Raw genomic sequence first — 18,155 nt, 5'->3', positions numbered from 1 at the left:
TCTCCCCCCTCCCCCCCCCCCCCCCCCCCACCCACCCCCCCCCCCCCCCCCCCCCCCCCCCCCCCCCCCCCGCGGCAGCAGCGCGAGCAACGGCTCCCGGACCAGCAGCCACAGGCCCGCGAGCGCCCAGGCGAGCGGCACATCGACCGTGACGACCCCGGAGAACGCGTGCGTGACCGCGCCGGTCTCCATCCCGCCCGGCAGGACATCGGCCGCGTAGTAGGGCATGTCCGGCGCGCAGGAGCCCGCGACGAGCACCACGGGCACCAGCCGGCCCCGGCCGCTCCCGTCCCGGCGGACCGCGGGCAGCACGGCCGCCGCATGGCTGAGCGTGAACGGCACCAGAAGCCTCCGGGGCGTACGACGGCACCCGCTTCGGACGCCGGGGTGCGGATCCGGCCAGTATGCGGGACGCCGTCCGAGGTCACGCGGGGCGGCGACAGATGGCCGACCGGTGAATTCCGGGCGTCAACGGGTGCCCGCTCACAGCAAGTTGCCGTAGGGTCACCTGGGTCCCCTTGCCGGGCGCACGGTGACACACGCGGCGCTCGGACCTATTCGGGGAACAGGGGCAACCAGAGCACCGGGTCGATCGTCACACCAGAGCGAGGCGGACAGCGACGGAGACGGACGCGCGGGCGTCCACGGGAGGGGTTCACTCTATGGCGGCGCATTTCGGCAGGCGGCTGCGCAAGGGGGCGGCGAGCACCGCCGTGGCCGCGGCGGCGGTCGCGGCTCTCTCCGCGTCCCAGGCTCCGGGAGTGGCCGGCGAGGACAACAGACCCACGACGGCCGGCGCCACGGCCTCCGTACCGGACGGCGGCGCCGACGGCGGCGCCAACGCCACCGGCAACTCGCCGTACTACACGGACCTCCCGCCGCTGAAGAGCCCCGCGCCCAGTCCCTCGGCGCCGGTCGGCACGCCGGTCGCCCGGGGCGACGGGGAGGCGGGCATCCCGGCGACGGTCCTGGACGCCTACAAGAAGGCCGCGGCCGAACTGCGCACCTCCAAGCCCGGCTGCAACATGCCCTGGCAACTGCTGGCCGCCATCGGCAACGTCGAGTCCGGGCATGCCCGCGGCGGGCGGGTCGACGCCGACGGGACCACGCTCCAGCGCATCCTGGGCCCGCAGCTCGACGGCAGGGGCTTCGCGAACATCCCGGACACCGACGGCGGCGCGTACGACGGCAACAGCGCCTACGACCACGCCGTCGGGCCGATGCAGTTCATCCCGTCCACCTGGGCCTGGGCCGGCCGCGACGGCAACGGCGACGGCGAGAAGGACCCGAACAACGTCTACGACGCCGCGCTCGCCGCGGGCCACTACCTGTGCCGCAACGACTGGGACCTGTCCCGCGAGGCGGACCTGCACAGCGCGGTCCTCAGCTACAACAACTCCCAGGACTACCTGAACCTGGTCCTGAACTGGATGGAGTACTACCGCGAGGGCACGCACTCCGTCCCCGACGGCACCGGCGGCGTACCGGACAACCGCAGCGACGGCGGCTCCCCGGACACGGCGTCCCCGCGGCCGACGGACCCACCGACCACCAAGCCCGCCCCGAAGCCCCACGGGCCCGGCGGCGGCCACGGGCACAAGGGCGGGAACGGCGACGGCGGCAAGGAGACGCCCGGCCCCAAGCCCACCGAGCCCGCGCCGAAGCCGCCCGTCCCGCCGACGTCCCCGGGGACGCCCACCGACCTCGTGGACCACCTGACGGGCACGGGCACGGGGAAGCTCACCGCGATGGCCGGCGACACCTTCGCCGAGCGGATCGGCGTGCGCGCCGAGACCAAGGTCGGCAAGTCCGTCGCCAAGGTCAGGGTCAGGTTCACCCTCACCGGTGAGACCGACGCCACCTTCGCCGGCGGCGAGACCGTCGCGACGGTCGCCACCGACGCCAAGGGCGTCGCGATCGCCCCGCCGCTCCAGGCCGGCGAGAAGACCGGCGACTTCAAGGTCACCGCGGCCGTCGTGGGCCGTCAGGTCAAGGGCGTCGACTACACGGCGACCGTCACCGCGCGCGCCGCCGACACCCTGGCCCGCACCAGTGACACCCCGCTGACCTGCACCGCGGGCGGTGAGTTCGCCCAGCAGGTCCAGGTGAAGGCGACGTATCACGGCGCCGTCGCGGACAAGGTCGCGGCCACCGCCACCCTGGTCGGGTCGGCCACCGACGCCACGGCGAACGACAAGGGCCCCTACTTCAAGGACGCCGCGGGCAAGCCCGTGCGCACCCTCGCCGGCCTCCAGACGGACGCCAAGGGCCTGCTCACGCTGCCCAAGCTGTACGCCGACGGCACCACCGGCACCTTCCTGCTCCGCATCACCACCACGGGCGGCGCCACGCTCACCGTGGAGTTGAAGGTCGAGGCCGCCGCCGGCATCCCGGGCATTCCCACGCCGGACCCGGCCGCCACCTCGCACAGCCCCGCCCCGGACCCGGCCGCCACCTCGCACAGCCCCGCCCCGGACCCGACCGCCTCCTCCTGAGACGCGGCGGCACGGCACCCTCCCCGCCCACCGGGGAGGGCGCCCTCGTCCGTGCGCGCGTTGCCGGGTGCCGGACCTGACGAGCCGTCAACAGCCGGGCGCCCGGCCGGGACACCGGCCGTCCGCCGGGAGGTCCCGCATGCGCGCCCCGGTCGCCGCGCCCGGTCCCGCCCGCACCCTCGTGCCGGCGCTCACCTCGTACACCCCGCAGGGCACCCTCGGCCTCGCCCCGCTGTTCCCCGCCCCCCTCCGGCCGGAGGAGGGCGCCCGGCAGCCCCGCCGCCCGGCACCCGCCCGGCCCGGGGAGCCCGCGCCGGTCAGCGCCCGAGCCGGGCGTTGGTGTGCCGGGTGGGCGCGGCGGCCGCCGGGTCCTCGGGCCACGGGTGCTTGGGGTAGCGGCCGCGCAGCTCCGCCCGTACGGCCCGGTAGCCGTCCCGCCAGAAGGAGGCGAGGTCGGCCGTGACGGCGGCGGGCCGTCCGGCGGGGGAGAGCAGGTGCACCAGCAGCGGCACGCCCGCCACGGACGGCGTCTCCCGCAGCCCGAACATCTCCTGGAGCTTCACGGCGAGCACGGGCCGCTCCGGATCCCGGTAGTCGATCCGGATCCTGGACCCGCTCGGCACCGCGATCCGCTCGGGCGCCAGCTCCTCCAGCCGGGCCGCCTCCCCGCTCGCCCAGGGCAGCAGCCGCGCGAGCGCCCGGCCGGCGTCGATCCGGGCGAGGTCGGCCCGCCGCCGGGCCCGGCCCAGCTCCGGCTCCAGCCACTCGTCCACGCGCGCGTGCAGCGCGTCGTCCGACACGTCCGGCCAGGGCTCCCCGAGGCGCGCCCGCAGGAACGCCAGCCGCTGCCGCAGCCCCCGCGCCTCCGGCGACCAGCGCAGCAGCCCGAACCCGTCCTCCCGGAGCCCGTCGAGCAGGGCGGCGCGCACGAGGGCCGGGCCGGCGTCCCTCAGGGGGCGTACGGCCAGCTCGACCGCCCCCAGCCGTTCGACGTGCCGGGCCACGACGTCCCCGCCGGCCCAGCACACCTCGTCCCGCTCGCCGAGCAGCGCCCCGGCGGCGGCCCGCGCCACGTCCTCGTCCACGGCCGCTCCGAGCCGCACGCGCGCGTGCCCCGTCCCGGTCGGCCGGTCGGCGACGGCCACGACGATCCACGGCGCACCGCGCAGCGCCGACCCCTCGGCCGGCTCCGCCCGCGTCCCGGACACCGTCAGGTACGACCCGCCGTCGAGCCTGGCGACCCGTTCGGGAAACGCCAGCGCGGCGACGATCCCGGCGAGCCGGTCGTCGCGGGTGTCCGGCCCGACCCGGACGGCCCCGTCGCGCGCGGGCGGGCGGGCGGAGCCGGCCGAGACCGCGCGCAGCCGCCGTACCTCCGCGGCCCACCGCGCGCCGTACGCGTCACCGCCGGCCCGGGCCCGCCGCAGCGCCCCCGCCAGGTCGTCGCCGTACTCCCGCGGCACCTCCTCGGACAGCAGCGCGACGACCGGGGCACCGTCCCCGCCCGTGTCCAGCAGCGCCCGCCCCAGCCGCGGGTGCACGCCCAGCCGGGCCAGCCGTACGCCGGTCTCCGTGGCCCGCCCGGCCGGTTCCACCGCCCCCACCGCCGCCAGCGCGGAGCGCGCCGCCGCCATCGCCCCGCCCGGCGGCGGATCCAGCAACGCCAGCCCGGAGGCGTCCGGATCGCCCCAGCAGGCCGCCTGGAGGGCGAACGAGGTCAGATCGGCCACCTTGATCTCGGGCGCCGGAAAAGCCGGCAGCCGGCCGTCCTCGGCCTCCGCCCAGCACCGGTACACCGCTCCCGGCGCCTCGCGCCCGGCCCGCCCCGCCCGCTGCCGCCCGGCCGCCCGCGACGCCCGCACGGTGGTCAGCCCGCTCAGCCCGCGCGCGTGATCCACCCGCGGCTCCCGGGCCAGCCCCGAGTCGACCACCACCCGCACCCCGGGCACGGTCAGCGACGACTCGGCCACGGACGTGGCCAGCACCACCCGGCGCCGCTCCCCGGCCGACAGCACCGCGTCCTGCACCGCGGCCGGCGCCCGCCCGTGCACCTGGAGCACCTCGACCCCGCCCAGGTCCCCCAGCAGCCCCGCCACCCGCGCGATCTCGCCCACGCCGGGCAGGAAGCACAGCACGTCCCCGTCCCGCTCCGACAGCGCCCGCCGCACCACCGACGCCACGTGCGCCAGCTGCGCCGGATCCACCCGCATCCCGTGCGGCGGCCGCACCGGACGCGCCGGCGGGGCCCACACCACCTCCACCGGATGCGCCACACCCGCCGCCTCGACCACCGGCGCCCCGCCGAGCAGCCGCGCCCACCCCTCGGCGTCCGTGGTCGCGGACGCGGCCACCAGCCGCAGCTCCGGCCGCAGCGCCTGCCGCACGTCCCACAGGAACGCGGCCACCGTGTCCGCGTCCAGATGCCGCTCATGACACTCGTCCAGCACGACGACGTCCACCCCGGCCAGCTCCTGGTCCCGCTGGAGCCGCTGGAGCAGGACACCGGTCGTCACGACCTCCACGCGCGTGTGCCGCCCCACGGCCCGCTCGCCGCGCACCGTGAAGCCGACGCTCTCGCCGGGCCGCTCGCCCAGCAGCCACGCCATCCGGCGGGCCGCCGCCCGCGCCGCGATCCGCCGCGGCTCGGCCACCACGACCCGCCGCGCCGGACCGTCCCCGACCAGCCCCGCGAGCACGAGCGGCACCAGCGTCGTCTTGCCGGCGCCGGGCGGCGCCACGAGGACGGCGGTCCCCGCGCCCTCCAGGGCGTCGGTCAGGGCGGGCAGGGCGGAGCGCACGGGCAGCGCGTCCAGAGCGTCGTAACGGATCACGCCCCCAGTGTCGTACGACCGGAGACCAAGGCCGTACGACGGGGAGAGGGGGCCGTACGACGGGAAAACGGGCCCTCGTGCGCGCGAGCGTCCGCTCCGGCCCCGGCCGGACCGCGGACGGTTTTCGGACGGTTTCAGTCCCGATCGCACACGAAGATCGCCGTACCCGGGATCAGGTTCCCGCGCAGCGGCGACCAGCCGCCCCACTCCGCGGTGTTCCAGGCCGGCCACTCCGGCTCCACCAGGTCCACCAGCCGGAAGCCGGACGCCGTGATGTCCCGCACCCGGTCGCCGAGCGTCCTGTGGTGCTCCACGTACACCGCGTGACCCCGCTCGTCCTGCTCCACGTAGGGCGTGCGGTCGAAGTAGGACGCCGCCACCGACAGGCCCTCCGGGCCCGGCTCGTCCGGGAACGCCCAGCGGACCGGATGCGTCACCGAGAACACGAACCGCCCGCCCGGCCGCAGCACCCGGCGCACCTCGCGCAGCACCAGCCGCGGGTCGGCCACGAACGGCAGCGCCCCGTACGCGGAGCACGCCAGGTCGAAGGAGCCGTCCGCGAAGGGCAGCGCGCCGGCGTCGGCGCAGACCAGCGGGAAGGCCCCGCCGATCCGCAGCGCGTGCTGGAGCTGGCGGTGCGAGAGGTCCAGGGCCACCGGCCGCGCGCCCTGGGCGGCCAGCCAGCGCGCGCACTGGGCCGCGCCCGCGCCGATCTCCAGGATCTCCTTGCCCTTCAGGTCCGCCGGCGGGCCCAGCAGTCCGGCCTCCGCCTCGTCCAGCCCCTCCGGGCCCCACACGAAGCGGTCGTCGCCGAGGAACGTGCCGTGCTCGCTCTGGTACTCGTCCGCGTTCCGGTCCCACCAGCCCCGGTTCGCCCGGCTGCTCTCCGTGGCGCTCGTGTCACGCCGGGTGGCTTCCGGCTCGAACCCTTCGGACCGCTCGGGGTCGTACGCTTCCGGCTCTTGGATGATCGGCTCCCTCGTCGTACTCTTCCGTCCAACCCGCCGGAGGGGTCCGCGTGGGAGGGGTCCCACGGGGTCCGTGCGGGCTGTGGAGGTATTTCTTCTGCCGGGTTTGCGGCGATCCGCCCGGGGTGTCCGCCGTCGCGCATTGACCCTGTCCGGCTGCCCCCGTATGCTACAAGTTGCGCTGCGGGCCTGCGCACCTCAGACGTAGCAGGCTGCGCTCGCATCTGTTGTATGTCCCCTCGGTTGTCGAGGCGCCATCACCAGTAATGGTGGGGCGCTTCCTTGGCTGTCCGGCTTCTGCAGAGCGAAACGGGCTCCCGGCGTAAGCAGTACCTACGACTTCAATGTCCGTACCGGAGCCCTTTCCCACATGACGAGCAGCACCGAGACCACCGCCACCACCCCGCAGGTAGCGGTCAACGACATCGGTAACGAGGAAGCATTCCTCGCAGCGATCGACGAGACGATCAAGTACTTCAACGACGGCGACATCGTCGACGGCGTCATCGTGAAGGTCGACCGGGACGAGGTCCTGCTCGACATCGGTTACAAGACCGAAGGTGTCATCCCGAGCCGCGAGCTCTCGATCAAGCACGACGTCGACCCGAACGAGGTCGTGGCCGTCGGCGACGAGATCGAGGCCCTGGTCCTCCAGAAGGAGGACAAGGAAGGCCGCCTGATCCTCTCGAAGAAGCGCGCCCAGTACGAGCGTGCCTGGGGCACCATCGAGAAGATCAAGGAAGAGGACGGCATCGTCACCGGTACCGTCATCGAGGTCGTCAAGGGTGGTCTCATCCTCGACATCGGCCTCCGTGGCTTCCTGCCGGCCTCCCTGGTCGAGATGCGCCGTGTCCGCGACCTCCAGCCGTACGTCGGCAAGGAGCTCGAGGCCAAGATCATCGAGCTGGACAAGAACCGCAACAACGTGGTCCTGTCCCGCCGTGCCTGGCTGGAGCAGACCCAGTCCGAGGTCCGCCAGACGTTCCTCACGACCCTCCAGAAGGGTCAGGTCCGCTCCGGTGTGGTCTCCTCGATCGTCAACTTCGGTGCCTTCGTGGACCTGGGTGGCGTCGACGGTCTGGTCCACGTCTCCGAGCTGTCCTGGAAGCACATCGACCACCCCTCCGAGGTCGTCGAGGTCGGCCAGGAGGTCACCGTCGAGGTCCTCGACGTCGACATGGACCGCGAGCGCGTCTCCCTGTCGCTGAAGGCGACCCAGGAAGACCCGTGGCAGCAGTTCGCCCGCACCCACCAGATCGGCCAGGTCGTGCCCGGCAAGGTCACGAAGCTGGTGCCGTTCGGTGCGTTCGTCCGCGTGGACGAGGGCATCGAGGGTCTGGTCCACATCTCCGAGCTGGCCGAGCGCCACGTGGAGATCCCGGAGCAGGTCGTCCAGGTCAACGACGAGATCTTCGTCAAGGTCATCGACATCGACCTCGAGCGTCGCCGCATCAGCCTCTCGCTGAAGCAGGCCAACGAGTCCTTCGGTGCCGACCCGTCGGCGGTCGAGTTCGACCCGACCCTGTACGGCATGGCCGCGTCCTACGACGACCAGGGCAACTACATCTACCCCGAGGGCTTCGACCCCGAGACCAACGACTGGCTCGAGGGCTACGAGAAGCAGCGCGAGGAGTGGGAGCGCCAGTACGCCGAGGCGCAGTCCCGCTTCGAGCAGCACCAGCAGCAGGTCATCAAGTCCCGCGAGGCCGACGCCGCTGCCGCGGCCGAGGGCGGCGAGGCTGCGGCTCCGGCCGCGACCGGCGGTGGCTCGTACTCCTCCGAGGGCGCCGACACCTCCGGTGCGCTGGCCTCGGACGAGGCGCTGGCCGCGCTGCGCGAGAAGCTGGCCGGCGGCCAGAGCTGATCGCTGCCGCTGAGGCTTAGCCGATAGTCGCCACTGAGGGGCCGTACCTTTCGAGGTGCGGTCCCTCAGGGTTTTCCGCCCCTCAGGGCGTCACCGGGACGTTGGTCAGGCCCTTGCCGCCCGTGACCGTGTTGGTGCTGGAGACCGTGGTCACGCAGGCGGCGCCGTAGTTGGTGACGTCGATCGCCAGGCGGGTCGCACCGGTCGCGCCCGTAAGTGTCGACTTGTTTCCTTTGAAGACCGTGCCGCAGCCCCAGCCGGGCTGCTGGGTGTGGGTCTGGTAGCCGTCATTGGTGGTGGCGGTGCCGGTGTTGTCCTGGACGAGCACGTCGTTGCCCTTCACGTCGACCCACGAGTCGTCGTAGTTGGCGCCGGTCAGACCGCTGCCGTCGAAGGTGTTGCCGATGATCCGCGCACCGGTCGTGCCCTCCTTGATGTCGACGTTCTCACCGCCCACGTCCGGGCCGATCGTGTTGTTCAGGATCCGCACGCGGTCGCTCCGGTCGGACAGCGTGTTCGCGGTGCCCACGTACACGCCCTCGCCCATGCCCCGGCCGTCGTTCCCGGTGTCGTAGATCCTCGAGTTCTCGATCACGCCGTCCGTGCTGGAGTCGCGGAAGTGCACGCCCTCCATGTCCACTCCGTGCACCGTGACGCCGTCCACGACGACGTCCCGGGCCGCGTCGATCATGATGCCCTTCTGGCCGCCGGTCACGGTCAGGCCGCTGACCGTCCAGTAGGAGGCGCCGTCCAGGTGCAGCCCGTAGCCGCCGCCGGTGGTGAGCACGGCGTCCCGGGAGCCGGTCAGGGTGACGCGGGCGGCGGCCGTGGCCGGGACGGTCGCCTTGAAGTTGCCGGTGTACGTGCCGTCCGCCAGGTGGATCGTGTCGCCAGGCCGGGCGGCGGCGAGCGCGGCCTTCAGCTGGGCGGCGGTCGTGACCTCGACGGTCGCGGCGGTCGTGACCGCGGCGGTGGCCGAGGCCGGTCCGGTGGCGGTCAGAGCCAGACCGGCGGCGAGGGCGGTGGCGAGCAGAGAGGTGAGCGGCGTGCGTATGCGCATCAACGTGCCTTCCCGTCTTCCCATACATGAACGGCGATCGTCACTGTGAACTCGACGTCCGAGAAGGTACGGACCAGGTGACGGGTCGTCAAGACACCCCGCAAGGGATCGCCGGCGAGCGGCGCGTGGCGGGAATTCCGCTGTTCCGGAGCGCGTTGTCCACGAGGAACACGAGGAGGAGCGGTCACAGTGCTTGATCCGCAGGGTTTGTACGCATGGGAGCCGAAGGGCCTCGCCGTGGTGGACATGGCGCTCGCCCAGGAGTCGGCCGGCCTTGTCATGCTCTACCACTTCGACGGATACATCGACGCGGGCGAGACCGGCGACCAGATCGTCGACCGGTTGCTCGACTCACTGCCCCACCAGGTCGTGGCCCGGTTCGACCACGACCGGCTCGTGGACTACCGGGCCCGCAGGCCCCTGCTGACCTTCAAGCGGGACCGCTGGACCGACTACGAGACCCCGGCCATCGAGGTCCACCTCGTCCAGGACACCACCGGCGCCCCGTTCCTGCTGCTGTCCGGCCCCGAGCCGGACGTGGAGTGGGAGCGGTTCGCGGCGGCGGTGCGGCAGATCGTGGAACGGCTCGGCGTGCGCCTGTCCGTGAACTTCCACGGCATCCCCATGGGCGTCCCGCACACCCGCCCGGTGGGCCTGACCCCGCACGGCAACCGCACCGACCTCGTCCCCGGCCACCGCAGCCCCTTCGACGAGGCACAGGTGCCCGGCAGCGCCGAGTCCCTGGTCGAGTACCGCCTCATGGAGGCCGGTCACGACGTCCTGGGCGTCGCCGCGCACGTCCCGCACTACATCGCCCGCTCCCCGTACCCGGACGCCGCGCTGACCGTCCTGGAGGCCGTCACGGCCGCCACCGGGCTGGTCCTGCCCGGCGTGGCCCACGCGCTGCGCACCGACGCCCATCGCACCCAGACCGAGATCGACCGGCAGATCCGGGAGGGCGACGAGGAACTGACCGCGCTCGTCCAAGGTCTGGAGCACCAGTACGACGCGGCGGCGGGCGCCGAGACCCGGGGCAACATGCTGGCCGAGCCGGTGGACATCCCGTCGGCGGACGAGATCGGGCGGGAGTTCGAGCGGTTCCTGGCGGAGCGGGAGGGCGACACCTGAGGCGGGGGAGCGGGCGCCGCCGGCCCGCACCTGCCGTACCGGCCCCCGGGGGGAGCGTCTAGGCTTCCGCTCATGCTGACAGTGGGCCTGACCGGCGGGATCGGCGCCGGCAAGAGCGAGGTGTCGCGGCTGCTCGTGGAGCACGGGGCCGTCCTGATCGACTCGGACCGCATCGCCCGCGAGGTCGTGGCGCCCGGCACCCCCGGCCTCGCCGCCGTGGCCGACGCCTTCGGCCCGGACGTCCTGGCCGCCGACGGCAGCCTGGACCGGCCCCGGCTCGGCTCCCTCGTCTTCGCCGACCCCGAGAAGCTCGCCGTCCTCAACTCGATCGTGCACCCTCTGGTGCGCGACCGCTCCCGTCAGCTGGAGAGCGCCGTGCCCGAGGACGCCGTGGTGGTCCACGACGTGCCCCTGCTCACCGAGAACGGTCTCGCACCGCTCTACGACGTCGTGATCGTCGTGGACGCGAGCCCCGGGACCCAGCTCGACCGGCTGGTGCGGCTGCGCGGGATGACCGAGGCGGACGCACGCGCGCGCATGGCCGCGCAGGCGACACGCGAGCAGCGCCGGGAGATCGCGGACATCGTCATCGACAACGACGTGCCCCTGGACGCGCTGCGCGATCGGGTCGCCGAGGTGTGGGACGGCCTCGCCCGCCGGGCACGGCGGCGGGCCGCCGGCGCGGAATAGCCGGCCGCTTCGGGGCGTTGAACCGCTGGAGCGAGGGAAGGACTCAGCCGTGCCCGAGACCAGCGGTTCCACCGGACGTACTCCGGAAACGCACGTCATCGACTTCCGCGCCGCCGAGCAGCTGCTCAACGCGCGGGACCCGCGGGGCGCGGTGAAGCTGCTCGACGGAGTCATCGCCGCGCACCCCGAGAACACCGCGGCCCGCCTGCTGCGTGCGCGGGCCTTCTTCGCCGCCGCGCAACTGCGCCCGGCCGAACTCGAGTTCACCATCGTGCTGGAACGCGAACCGGACAACGCGTTCGCGCACTTCGCCCTGGCCCGCACCTATGAGCGCCAGAACCGCCCCGACCAGGCCAAGCGTCACTTCCGGCTGGCGGCAGCGCTGGACCCCAACCCGCAGTACCTGAAGGCGGCGCGCTTCGACGCGTGACGGGGGGCGCCGCGGCGGTCCGGCGAGCGGGGAGGGTGCCGGTGAGCGTCCGGCCGGGGGGACGGTGGCGCCCCGCTCATGGATGGCGGTGCCTGGGCGGTCGTGGGCAGGGCGGTCCGTCCTCCGGCGGCGGGTACGGCGGTATGTCGCGGCCCGGCTGGTAGTGCGGGCCCTGCCGGATGTGCCGCAGGACCACGGCCAGGTCCACGGCGCCCACCAGCCACAGCGCCGCGCACGCCGCCGCCCAGCCCGGCCGCCCGGCCAGCGCGAAGGCGGCCGTGCCGAGGGCGGCCCAGCCCAGTCCCCACACGCACAGCCAGAACCGTGCCCGCAGGGCACTGCGCGCGGTCGCCGGTTCACTGCCCGTACGCATCGGCACATCACTTCCTCCCTGCAACGTACTCTTCGCCGGCGCCGGACGGCAACGCTCCGCGGGCAGGCCCGCGAGGAGCCCCGTGCGGGCCCGCCGGCTCCCTCCCCGGCCGCTGGGCACGGAACATTGCGGGCGCCAAAGTTCCCGTCCTGGCCAAGATGCCTCGAACGAGTGAATCCGAAGAGGAGGGGAACGGGCGTGCGGGCGTGGGCCGTTGTCCGGGCATGAGGATCGAGATGCGTGAGGGTCACGAGGGCACGGGGCCGGGGACGATCACCCCGGACGGCTGCGCGGTCGAGCTGTACGCACGGCTGCCGGTGGGAGACGAGCCGGACGTCATCGCCGCCGCGGTGCCCGCCGGGGCGCACATCCTGGAGCTGGGCAGCGGGGCCGGCCGGGTCACCCACCCCCTGCTGGAACGCGGCTTCACGGTCACGGCCGTGGACGAGTCCCCCGCCATGCTGGCCCGGGTCCGCGGGGCCCGCACGATATGCGGTCCCATCGAAACCCTGGACCTGGGCGAGAGGTTCGACGTGGTGATGCTTGCGTCGTTCCTGGTGCACGCCGGGGACGAGAAGGTGCGCAGGGGCCTGCTGCGCACCTGCGCCCGGCATGTGGCGGAGGACGGCTGCGTACTCGTCCAGCGGGAGGGCGCGGACTACCACACCAACGTCCCCCGGGAGCGGGTCGATCCGAGCGGCTTCACCGTCCGGATCACCTCCGTGGAGCCGGCCGGGGACGGGGTGAACTCGGTCCACGCGGAGTATGTGTTCCCCGACGCCGTGTGGACCCAGACGTTCCTGTCCAGGCCCCTGACGAAGGAGCGGTTCGAGTCGGCGCTGGCGGAGGCGGGACTGGAGGTGGACGCCTATCTGACACCGGACGGGATGTGGGCGCGGGCGGTGCCGGCGGGGTGACGGGCAACCCGGCCCGTCGTTCGTGCCGCGGAGCGATGAGTTCGGGCCCCCTGGCCGGTCTGCCTGGTGAAAGCAATCAGAACCGCTTCCCCAGGAGACCTCCATGTCCCGCGCCACCGCCCCCGCCGGCTCCCGCTCCACGACGTCCACCGCGTCCTTCGCCCGCTCCCGTACGGGCCGTGCGCGCGGGGCCCTGGTCGCCCTGCGGGTCGTGCGAGTGCTGCTGGCCCTGTTCTTCGGCCTCGCGAGCGCCCTGCCCAAGCTCGTGGCGCACCCGACGGCCGTCGAGTCCTTCGACACGATCGGCTGGGGCGACGGGGCCATGTACACCATCGGCGCGCTCGAACTGGCCGGGGCGGTCGCGCTGTTGATCCCGGCACTGCGGTCCCTGGCGGCGATCGCCCTCGGCGCGCTCATGGTGGGAGCGTTCATCGTGCAGCTCACCGCGTTCGACGGCCGGAACGCGGCGACCCCGCTGATCCTGCTCGTCCCCCTCGCCCTGATCGCCTGGACCCACCGCTCCGACACGACGGACCTGCCGCGCCTGCTGAACCTCCGGTGACCCGACCGTGGCCGGGCTGCCACCTAGGCGCACCGGGCGACCGGGGCCGTCGGCCCGCCGGCCGTAACGGGTGGGCGGCCGTCGGCGCGCCGGTCACTGGAGGTGCTCAGTCGCCGCCGGGTCCGGTGCCGGTGCCGCGTTCCGCGCCCCGGCTCCCCGATCCGCCCCTGCCCCTGCGACCGCCCGGTCCTCCGGTACCCCTGCCTCCGCCCGTGCCCGAGCCGCCCGGGTTGCCGAAGCCGGGGGAGGGGCCGGAGCCGGCGAGGCCGGCGTAGCCGCCGGAGCTGCCGAGGGCGAGGCCGCGGAGGCGTTCGAGTTCGCGGCGGTCGCGCTTGGTGGGGCGGCCGGTGCCCCGGTCGCGGAGGCCGGCGGGGGCGACGGCCTGGCGGGGCGGAGGCGGAGGGGAGTTGTCGACGTAACACTGCACGGCCACGGGCGCCCCGACCCGCTTGCGGATCAGGCGCTTGACGATCACGACCCGTTCCCGGCCCTCGTGCCGCAGCCGCACCTCGTCGCCGACGCGCACGGAATACGCGGGCTTCACCCGCTCGCCGTTCACCTGCACATGCCCGCCCCGGCAGGCGGCGGCGCCGAGGGAGCGGGTCTTGATCAGACGGACGGCCCAGATCCAGCTGTCGATGCGGACGGTCTCGCCGCCTGCCGGCCCGGCGGCCTCGGCGGCGGCCACCGCGGCGGCGATCTTCGGGTCGAGCGGCTGTCCGGCGGGGGCGGACCCCGTCACGGCCGGCCCGCCCGTCCCCTCACCGGTCCCACGGTCCACGTTCTCGTCCGCATCCTCGGAAGCCATGCCCCGACCTTAACGCGCCGAGGGCACGGAGCCGGAGGCGTTTTCCCGGCACCCGCCCGGGCACCCGCGCACCCCGGCCCACCCCGTGCCCCCGCCCCCGACTTACGGTGACCGTATGGACAACACCAGTGCCCTCGCCCGGCTGGACGCACGTGTCGCCGGGTGCCGGGCCTGCCCCCGGCTGGTCGAGTGGCGGGAGGAGGTGGCCCGCACGAAACGGGCCGCGTTCGCCGGCTGGACGTACTGGGGGCGCCCGGTGCCCGGGTTCGGTCCCGCCGACGCCCGGCTGGCGATCATCGGGCTGGCCCCCGCCGCGCACGGCGGCAACCGCACCGGCCGGATGTTCACCGGCGACCGCTCCGGAGACGTGCTCTACCAGGCCCTGTACGACGTGGGGCTCGCCTCCCAGCCCACCTCCGTCAGCGCCGACGACGGCCTGGAGCTGTACGGAGTGCGGGTCACCGCGCCCGTGCACTGCGCCCCGCCCGCCAACAAGCCGACCCCCGGGGAGCGGGACACCTGCCGGCCCTGGCTGGTCCAGGAGCTGACGCTGCTGCGGCCGACGCTGAAGGCCGCCGTCGTCCTCGGCGCCTTCGGCTGGCAGGCCGCGCTGCCCGCGTTCGCACAGGCCGGCTGGACGGTGCCGCGACCCCGCCCGGCCTTCGCGCACGGCACCCGGGTCGCGCTGGACGGCCTGGACCTCTTCGGCTGCTTCCATGTCAGCCAGCGCAACACCTTCACCGGGCGGCTCACCGCCGAGATGCTGCGGGAGGTCCTGCGCACGGCGGCGGACGCGGCCCAACTGCCGTAGGGATGCGGCCCGGCCCCGCGCACCCCGCGACGCCGGACCCCGCTGGTCATCCCCTTCAGGGACGCCAGTCGTAACGGACGTCCGGTTCCCGCTCCTCGTTGCGGCTGCCGTCGGTGAAGTCCACGGCCGTGAAGCCGTGCCGTTCGTAGAAGCGGTGGGCCGGCCTGTTCGCCTGGAACGTCCACAGGGTGAGCCCGCCCGGGCTGCGCTCCTTGGCCAGGGCGACGAACCGGTCCCCGATGCCCCGCCCCCGCCAGGCGGGGTCCAGGTACAGCTGGTCCAGCGTCTCCCCGTCCAGCACCATCAGGCCGACCACACCGGTCCCGGCCGCCTCCGCCACCCAGGTCTCCCGCGCCGGCACCACGACCTCCCGGAAGTAGTACCGCACCTCGTCGTCGGTGTGCGGGCGCACGACGTCCGGCAGCGCGGCGCGGAAGGACCGCAGATAGACGTCGGCGACGGCACGGGCGTCGGCCGCCACCGCGCGGCGCAGCACCACCGGGTCCTCCGCCGGCTCCGGCACCACGGCCGTGGCCGTGATCTCCACGAGCTGGCCGGGGTACCCGAGGCAGGACACGCCGAGCAGCGTGGAGGAGTGCGGGCCCGCGCTCAGCCCCGAGGACTCCACGACCCGCCACACCGCGGACAGCGCCGCGGTGTCGCCGACCACGTACACGTCGGTCGCCACGACATGCTCCGGATCGCTGCCGACGGCCCGCAGCTGCTCGCGCAGATTGGCGAGCACCTGCCCGGCCTGGCGCACGGGATCCCCCGGGCCCACCAGCTCCCCGTCGGCGGTCAGCGGCACCGCCCCGGCGAGGAACGCGAGTTTCGTCCCGGCCTCGACGACCGAGGCGTGCGCGTAGGCGGGCGGAGGGAACAGGGCGGGGACGGTCACACGCCGGATCACGGAAGCGGCTCCTACAGGGAGGTGGGCGGCCGGGCTTCCCGATGATCCGGTCCGCCCGGTGCCGCCCGCACCCCAATTACGGGCGCCGAGGAGACCGCCGGGCGTTGCGTTCATAAAGAAAACGGCCGTCGAGACAGGTTTCACACGGGCGAAACGTGAGCGTTCCGTTCGCGAGGGGAACGCGATCTACCCTGGAACCACCTCCACCGGCCACCGTCGTCCGAAGGCCCACCCCTGCCCTCGTATGAACAGGAGCCCCGTGTCCCGGCCCGCAGTGCCCGCCGTACCCCCCTGGCTCGCCCACGCCTTCCGCGCCCAGCGCGAACCCGTTCCCTGGAGCGCGGTGTGCCGGGGCGCCCTCGCCGCCGGGCCCGCGCTGCTCGCCGGGATGCTCCTCGGCCGGACGGCCCTCGGGGTGCTCGCCGCCATCGCCGCGATGCTCGTCGGCATCAACGACCGGCCGGGCAGCCGGCGCGCCTCGGTGCGCCGGCTCGGCGTGCCCGCGCTGGCCGGAGCGGCCGGACTGCTCGTGGGGACGTACGCCGGGCACGGACTGCCCGCCGTACCGCTGACCCTGGTGCTCACCGCGCTGGGCCTGGCCGCCGGCGCGGTCAGCGCCGTCGGACCCGTGGCCTCCGCCGCCGGGACCCAGCTGCTCGTCGCCGCGGCGGTCGGCGCGGGGACGCCGGCGGCCGACCCCGGCTGGCAGGGCGCCCTCGCCTTCCTCGCCGGGGCCGGCTGGCTGCTCGTGCTGCGGCTCGTCCTGCCCACCCCCGGCTCGCTCGCCGGGGACTTCCGCTTCGACGGGGAGCGGGCCGCGGTCGCCGGCGTGTACGACGCGATCGCCGCGCTCGTCGAGGCCGCGGGCGGCGAGCACGCCACCGCCCGGCGGGCCGCGCTGACCGCCGCGCTCGACCACGCCCAGGACGCCCTCGCCGGACCCCGGCTGCGCGGGTACGCGGGCTCCGCGGCCGAACGCCGGCTGCACGCGCGGTTCGCGGCGGCGCTGCCCCTCGCCGAGGCCGCCACCGCCCTGTGCTGGGCCGGGGAGCCGGTACCGGCGCGGGCGGCGCAGGGCCCCCGGCGGCTCGCCGAGGCCGTGCGCCGCGACGGCGGCCCCGGCCCGCTGCCCGCCCCGCACCCGACCCGCGCCCGGCTCCGCGCCGGCGAGGAGGCCCCCGTGCTCCCCGCCCTGCGTGCCCTGGACGACGCCCTGCTGCGCGCCGCCGAAGCCTTCGACCGGGGCGACGGCGCCCACCGCGGGCTGCTCGGGCGGCGCCGCGGCCCTCGGCACGCGCTGCGGGCGGCGCTCGGTGCCGGCGGGCGCGAGTACGGCCTGCGCGTCGCCCTGTGCTTCGGAGCCAGCGTGGGCATCGCCCAGGCCCTGCACCACGCCCGCTGGTACGGGCAGCACGCGCACTGGTACTGGCTCCCCGCCACCGCCGTCTTCCTCGTCAAGCCCGACCTCGGTCCGCTCGCCTCACGGGTGCTGTGCCGGGCCGCCGGGACCGTGTTCGGCGCGCTGGTCTTCGCCGGCCTCGCCGCGCTGCTGCCCCGCCCGGCCGGGCTGATCGCGCTGGTGGCGGTGTGCGGTGCGCTCATACCGGTCGCCACCCGGCACTTCGCGGCGCTGACCGCCGTCGCGACCGTCCTCGTCCTCGCCCTCGTCATGGCCGGCGGCGAACCACAGGCCTCGGCCGGCCGGCTCGGCGAGACCCTGCTGGCCTGCGCGCTCGTCCTGGTCGTGGGGCACCTGCCGATGCCGGGCAAGCGGGGCGGCGGCGTACGCGACCGGCTCGCGACGGCCGGCGGCGCGGCCCACGCCTACCTGCGGCACGTCCTGGGCGGCCCCGGGGACGGGCACGCCGCCGAGCCGGGAGTACGTGCCGAGCGGTGGGCGCTGCCCGGGGAGAGCGGACAGGCGCGGTGGGCGCTGCCGGGGGAGCCCGGGGCCGAGGCCCGGCGGCGCACGCCGTGCGACGAGCCCGGGGACCGCGCCGAGCGGTGGGCGCTGCGCCGGGAGGCCTACCGGGCCCTCGCCGAGGCTCGTACCGCCATCGCGGTCGCCGGCGCCGAACTGCCCGCCCTCGCCCGGCACACCGAGGGCACGGACGCCGTCGCCGAGGCGCTGGAACGGCTGGTGGACACCACCACGGCCTGCGCCGTGCACCTCGACGACACCGGCCGGCTCACCCCCCGGCACATCCGCCGGCTGCGCGAGGCACTGGGGGAGCTGGAGCGGCTGGAGCGGCGGGGTGTACGGCCGCCGCTGCCGGCCGCCGCGTAGCCGTACCAAGCCGCCGCCGCC

General features: G+C 74.9%; 15 protein-coding genes and 2 pseudogenes. 9 read left to right on the top strand and 8 right to left on the bottom strand.

Annotation, left to right across the window (positions count from 1 at the left end):
* Nucleotides 1-69 precede the first annotated feature (69 nt).
* A pseudogene (locus tag ACZ4W9_RS10275) lies at nucleotides 70-342 on the bottom strand (DUF4184 family protein); the annotation flags it as partial.
* A gap of 320 nt (nucleotides 343-662) precedes the next feature.
* Between ACZ4W9_RS10275 and ACZ4W9_RS10270 the strand changes: the two are divergent.
* The gene (locus ACZ4W9_RS10270; protein ID WP_467934556.1) at nucleotides 663-2,495 is read left to right on the top strand and encodes a lytic transglycosylase domain-containing protein; all 1,833 of its coding nucleotides are present in this window, start codon (nucleotides 663-665) and stop codon (nucleotides 2,493-2,495) included.
* A 317-nt stretch (nucleotides 2,496-2,812) separates the two neighbouring features.
* On the opposite strand, the gene hrpB is transcribed toward ACZ4W9_RS10270, so the two are convergent.
* Both hrpB and ACZ4W9_RS10260 read right to left on the bottom strand, forming a co-directional pair.
* On the bottom strand, nucleotides 2,813-5,326 hold the full coding sequence (hrpB, locus tag ACZ4W9_RS10265; RefSeq protein ID WP_467934554.1) for an ATP-dependent helicase HrpB: 2,514 nt from the start codon (nucleotides 5,324-5,326) through the stop codon (nucleotides 2,813-2,815).
* Nucleotides 5,327-5,460: 134 nt separating this feature from the next.
* Nucleotides 5,461-6,360 carry a class I SAM-dependent methyltransferase gene (locus ACZ4W9_RS10260; RefSeq protein WP_467934553.1) on the bottom strand — a complete coding sequence of 300 codons (900 nt, stop codon included), beginning with the start codon at nucleotides 6,358-6,360 and terminating at the stop codon, nucleotides 5,461-5,463.
* Between the two features lie 304 nt (nucleotides 6,361-6,664).
* Here ACZ4W9_RS10260 and rpsA point away from each other — a divergent pair, with 304 nt between their 5' ends.
* Nucleotides 6,665-8,158 carry a 30S ribosomal protein S1 gene (rpsA, locus tag ACZ4W9_RS10255; protein WP_085564219.1) on the top strand — a complete coding sequence of 498 codons (1,494 nt, stop codon included), beginning with the start codon at nucleotides 6,665-6,667 and terminating at the stop codon, nucleotides 8,156-8,158.
* Nucleotides 8,159-8,240: 82 nt separating this feature from the next.
* On the opposite strand, the gene ACZ4W9_RS10250 is transcribed toward rpsA, so the two are convergent.
* The gene (locus ACZ4W9_RS10250; RefSeq protein WP_467934551.1) at nucleotides 8,241-9,218 is read right to left on the bottom strand and encodes a right-handed parallel beta-helix repeat-containing protein; all 978 of its coding nucleotides are present in this window, start codon (nucleotides 9,216-9,218) and stop codon (nucleotides 8,241-8,243) included.
* Between the two features lie 189 nt (nucleotides 9,219-9,407).
* Between ACZ4W9_RS10250 and ACZ4W9_RS10245 the strand changes: the two genes are divergently transcribed.
* The 3 genes from ACZ4W9_RS10245 to ACZ4W9_RS10235 all read left to right on the top strand — a co-directional run bounded on the left by ACZ4W9_RS10245 (nucleotide 9,408) and on the right by ACZ4W9_RS10235 (nucleotide 11,466).
* The gene (locus ACZ4W9_RS10245) at nucleotides 9,408-10,346 is read left to right on the top strand and encodes a PAC2 family protein (protein ID WP_467934550.1); all 939 of its coding nucleotides are present in this window, start codon (nucleotides 9,408-9,410) and stop codon (nucleotides 10,344-10,346) included.
* 72 nt (nucleotides 10,347-10,418) lie between these two features.
* On the top strand, nucleotides 10,419-11,036 hold the full coding sequence (coaE, locus tag ACZ4W9_RS10240; RefSeq protein ID WP_467934549.1) for a dephospho-CoA kinase: 618 nt from the start codon (nucleotides 10,419-10,421) through the stop codon (nucleotides 11,034-11,036).
* A gap of 49 nt (nucleotides 11,037-11,085) precedes the next feature.
* A complete protein-coding gene (locus ACZ4W9_RS10235; RefSeq protein WP_467934547.1) occupies nucleotides 11,086-11,466 on the top strand; it encodes a tetratricopeptide repeat protein in 381 nt (126 codons plus the stop codon).
* 76 nt (nucleotides 11,467-11,542) lie between these two features.
* Here ACZ4W9_RS10235 and ACZ4W9_RS10230 read toward each other — a convergent pair whose 3' ends face one another.
* A complete protein-coding gene (locus tag ACZ4W9_RS10230) occupies nucleotides 11,543-11,839 on the bottom strand; it encodes a DUF6343 family protein (protein WP_467934546.1) in 297 nt (98 codons plus the stop codon).
* Between the two features lie 236 nt (nucleotides 11,840-12,075).
* Here ACZ4W9_RS10230 and ACZ4W9_RS10225 point away from each other — a divergent pair, with 236 nt between their 5' ends.
* Entirely contained in the window at nucleotides 12,076-12,756 is a 681-nt protein-coding gene (locus ACZ4W9_RS10225; RefSeq protein ID WP_467934545.1) for a class I SAM-dependent methyltransferase, read from the top strand.
* 103 nt (nucleotides 12,757-12,859) lie between these two features.
* Nucleotides 12,860-13,318 (top strand): DoxX family protein, encoded by a 459-nt coding sequence (locus tag ACZ4W9_RS10220; RefSeq protein WP_467934544.1) that lies wholly within the window; start codon nucleotides 12,860-12,862, stop codon nucleotides 13,316-13,318.
* A 106-nt stretch (nucleotides 13,319-13,424) separates the two neighbouring features.
* Here ACZ4W9_RS10220 and ACZ4W9_RS10215 read toward each other — a convergent pair whose 3' ends face one another.
* On the bottom strand, nucleotides 13,425-14,126 hold the full coding sequence (locus ACZ4W9_RS10215; RefSeq protein WP_467934543.1) for an RNA-binding S4 domain-containing protein: 702 nt from the start codon (nucleotides 14,124-14,126) through the stop codon (nucleotides 13,425-13,427).
* A gap of 115 nt (nucleotides 14,127-14,241) precedes the next feature.
* On the opposite strand from ACZ4W9_RS10215, the gene ACZ4W9_RS10210 reads away from it, so the two are divergent.
* A complete protein-coding gene (locus tag ACZ4W9_RS10210) occupies nucleotides 14,242-14,937 on the top strand; it encodes a uracil-DNA glycosylase (RefSeq protein WP_467934541.1) in 696 nt (231 codons plus the stop codon).
* A 55-nt stretch (nucleotides 14,938-14,992) separates the two neighbouring features.
* Here ACZ4W9_RS10210 and ACZ4W9_RS10205 read toward each other — a convergent pair whose 3' ends face one another.
* Together ACZ4W9_RS10205 and ACZ4W9_RS10200 are read right to left on the bottom strand one after the other, a co-directional pair.
* Nucleotides 14,993-15,460: a GNAT family N-acetyltransferase gene (locus tag ACZ4W9_RS10205; protein ID WP_467934696.1), complete on the bottom strand. Its 468-nt coding sequence runs from the start codon at nucleotides 15,458-15,460 to the stop codon at nucleotides 14,993-14,995.
* Nucleotides 15,449-15,847, bottom strand: a pseudogene (locus ACZ4W9_RS10200) (RidA family protein); the annotation flags it as partial. The gene ACZ4W9_RS10205 and the pseudogene ACZ4W9_RS10200, both read right to left, overlap by 12 nt.
* Before the next feature lie 259 nt (nucleotides 15,848-16,106).
* On the opposite strand from ACZ4W9_RS10200, the gene ACZ4W9_RS10195 reads away from it, so the two are divergent.
* The gene (locus ACZ4W9_RS10195) at nucleotides 16,107-18,134 is read left to right on the top strand and encodes an FUSC family protein (RefSeq protein ID WP_467934540.1); all 2,028 of its coding nucleotides are present in this window, start codon (nucleotides 16,107-16,109) and stop codon (nucleotides 18,132-18,134) included.
* Nucleotides 18,135-18,155: the final 21 nt, after the last annotated feature.

This window comes from Streptomyces sp. NPDC029296, from assembly GCF_055569255.1.
The sequence above is the reverse complement of the archived record's forward strand: the minus strand, read 5'-3'. Positions and strand labels throughout refer to the sequence as shown.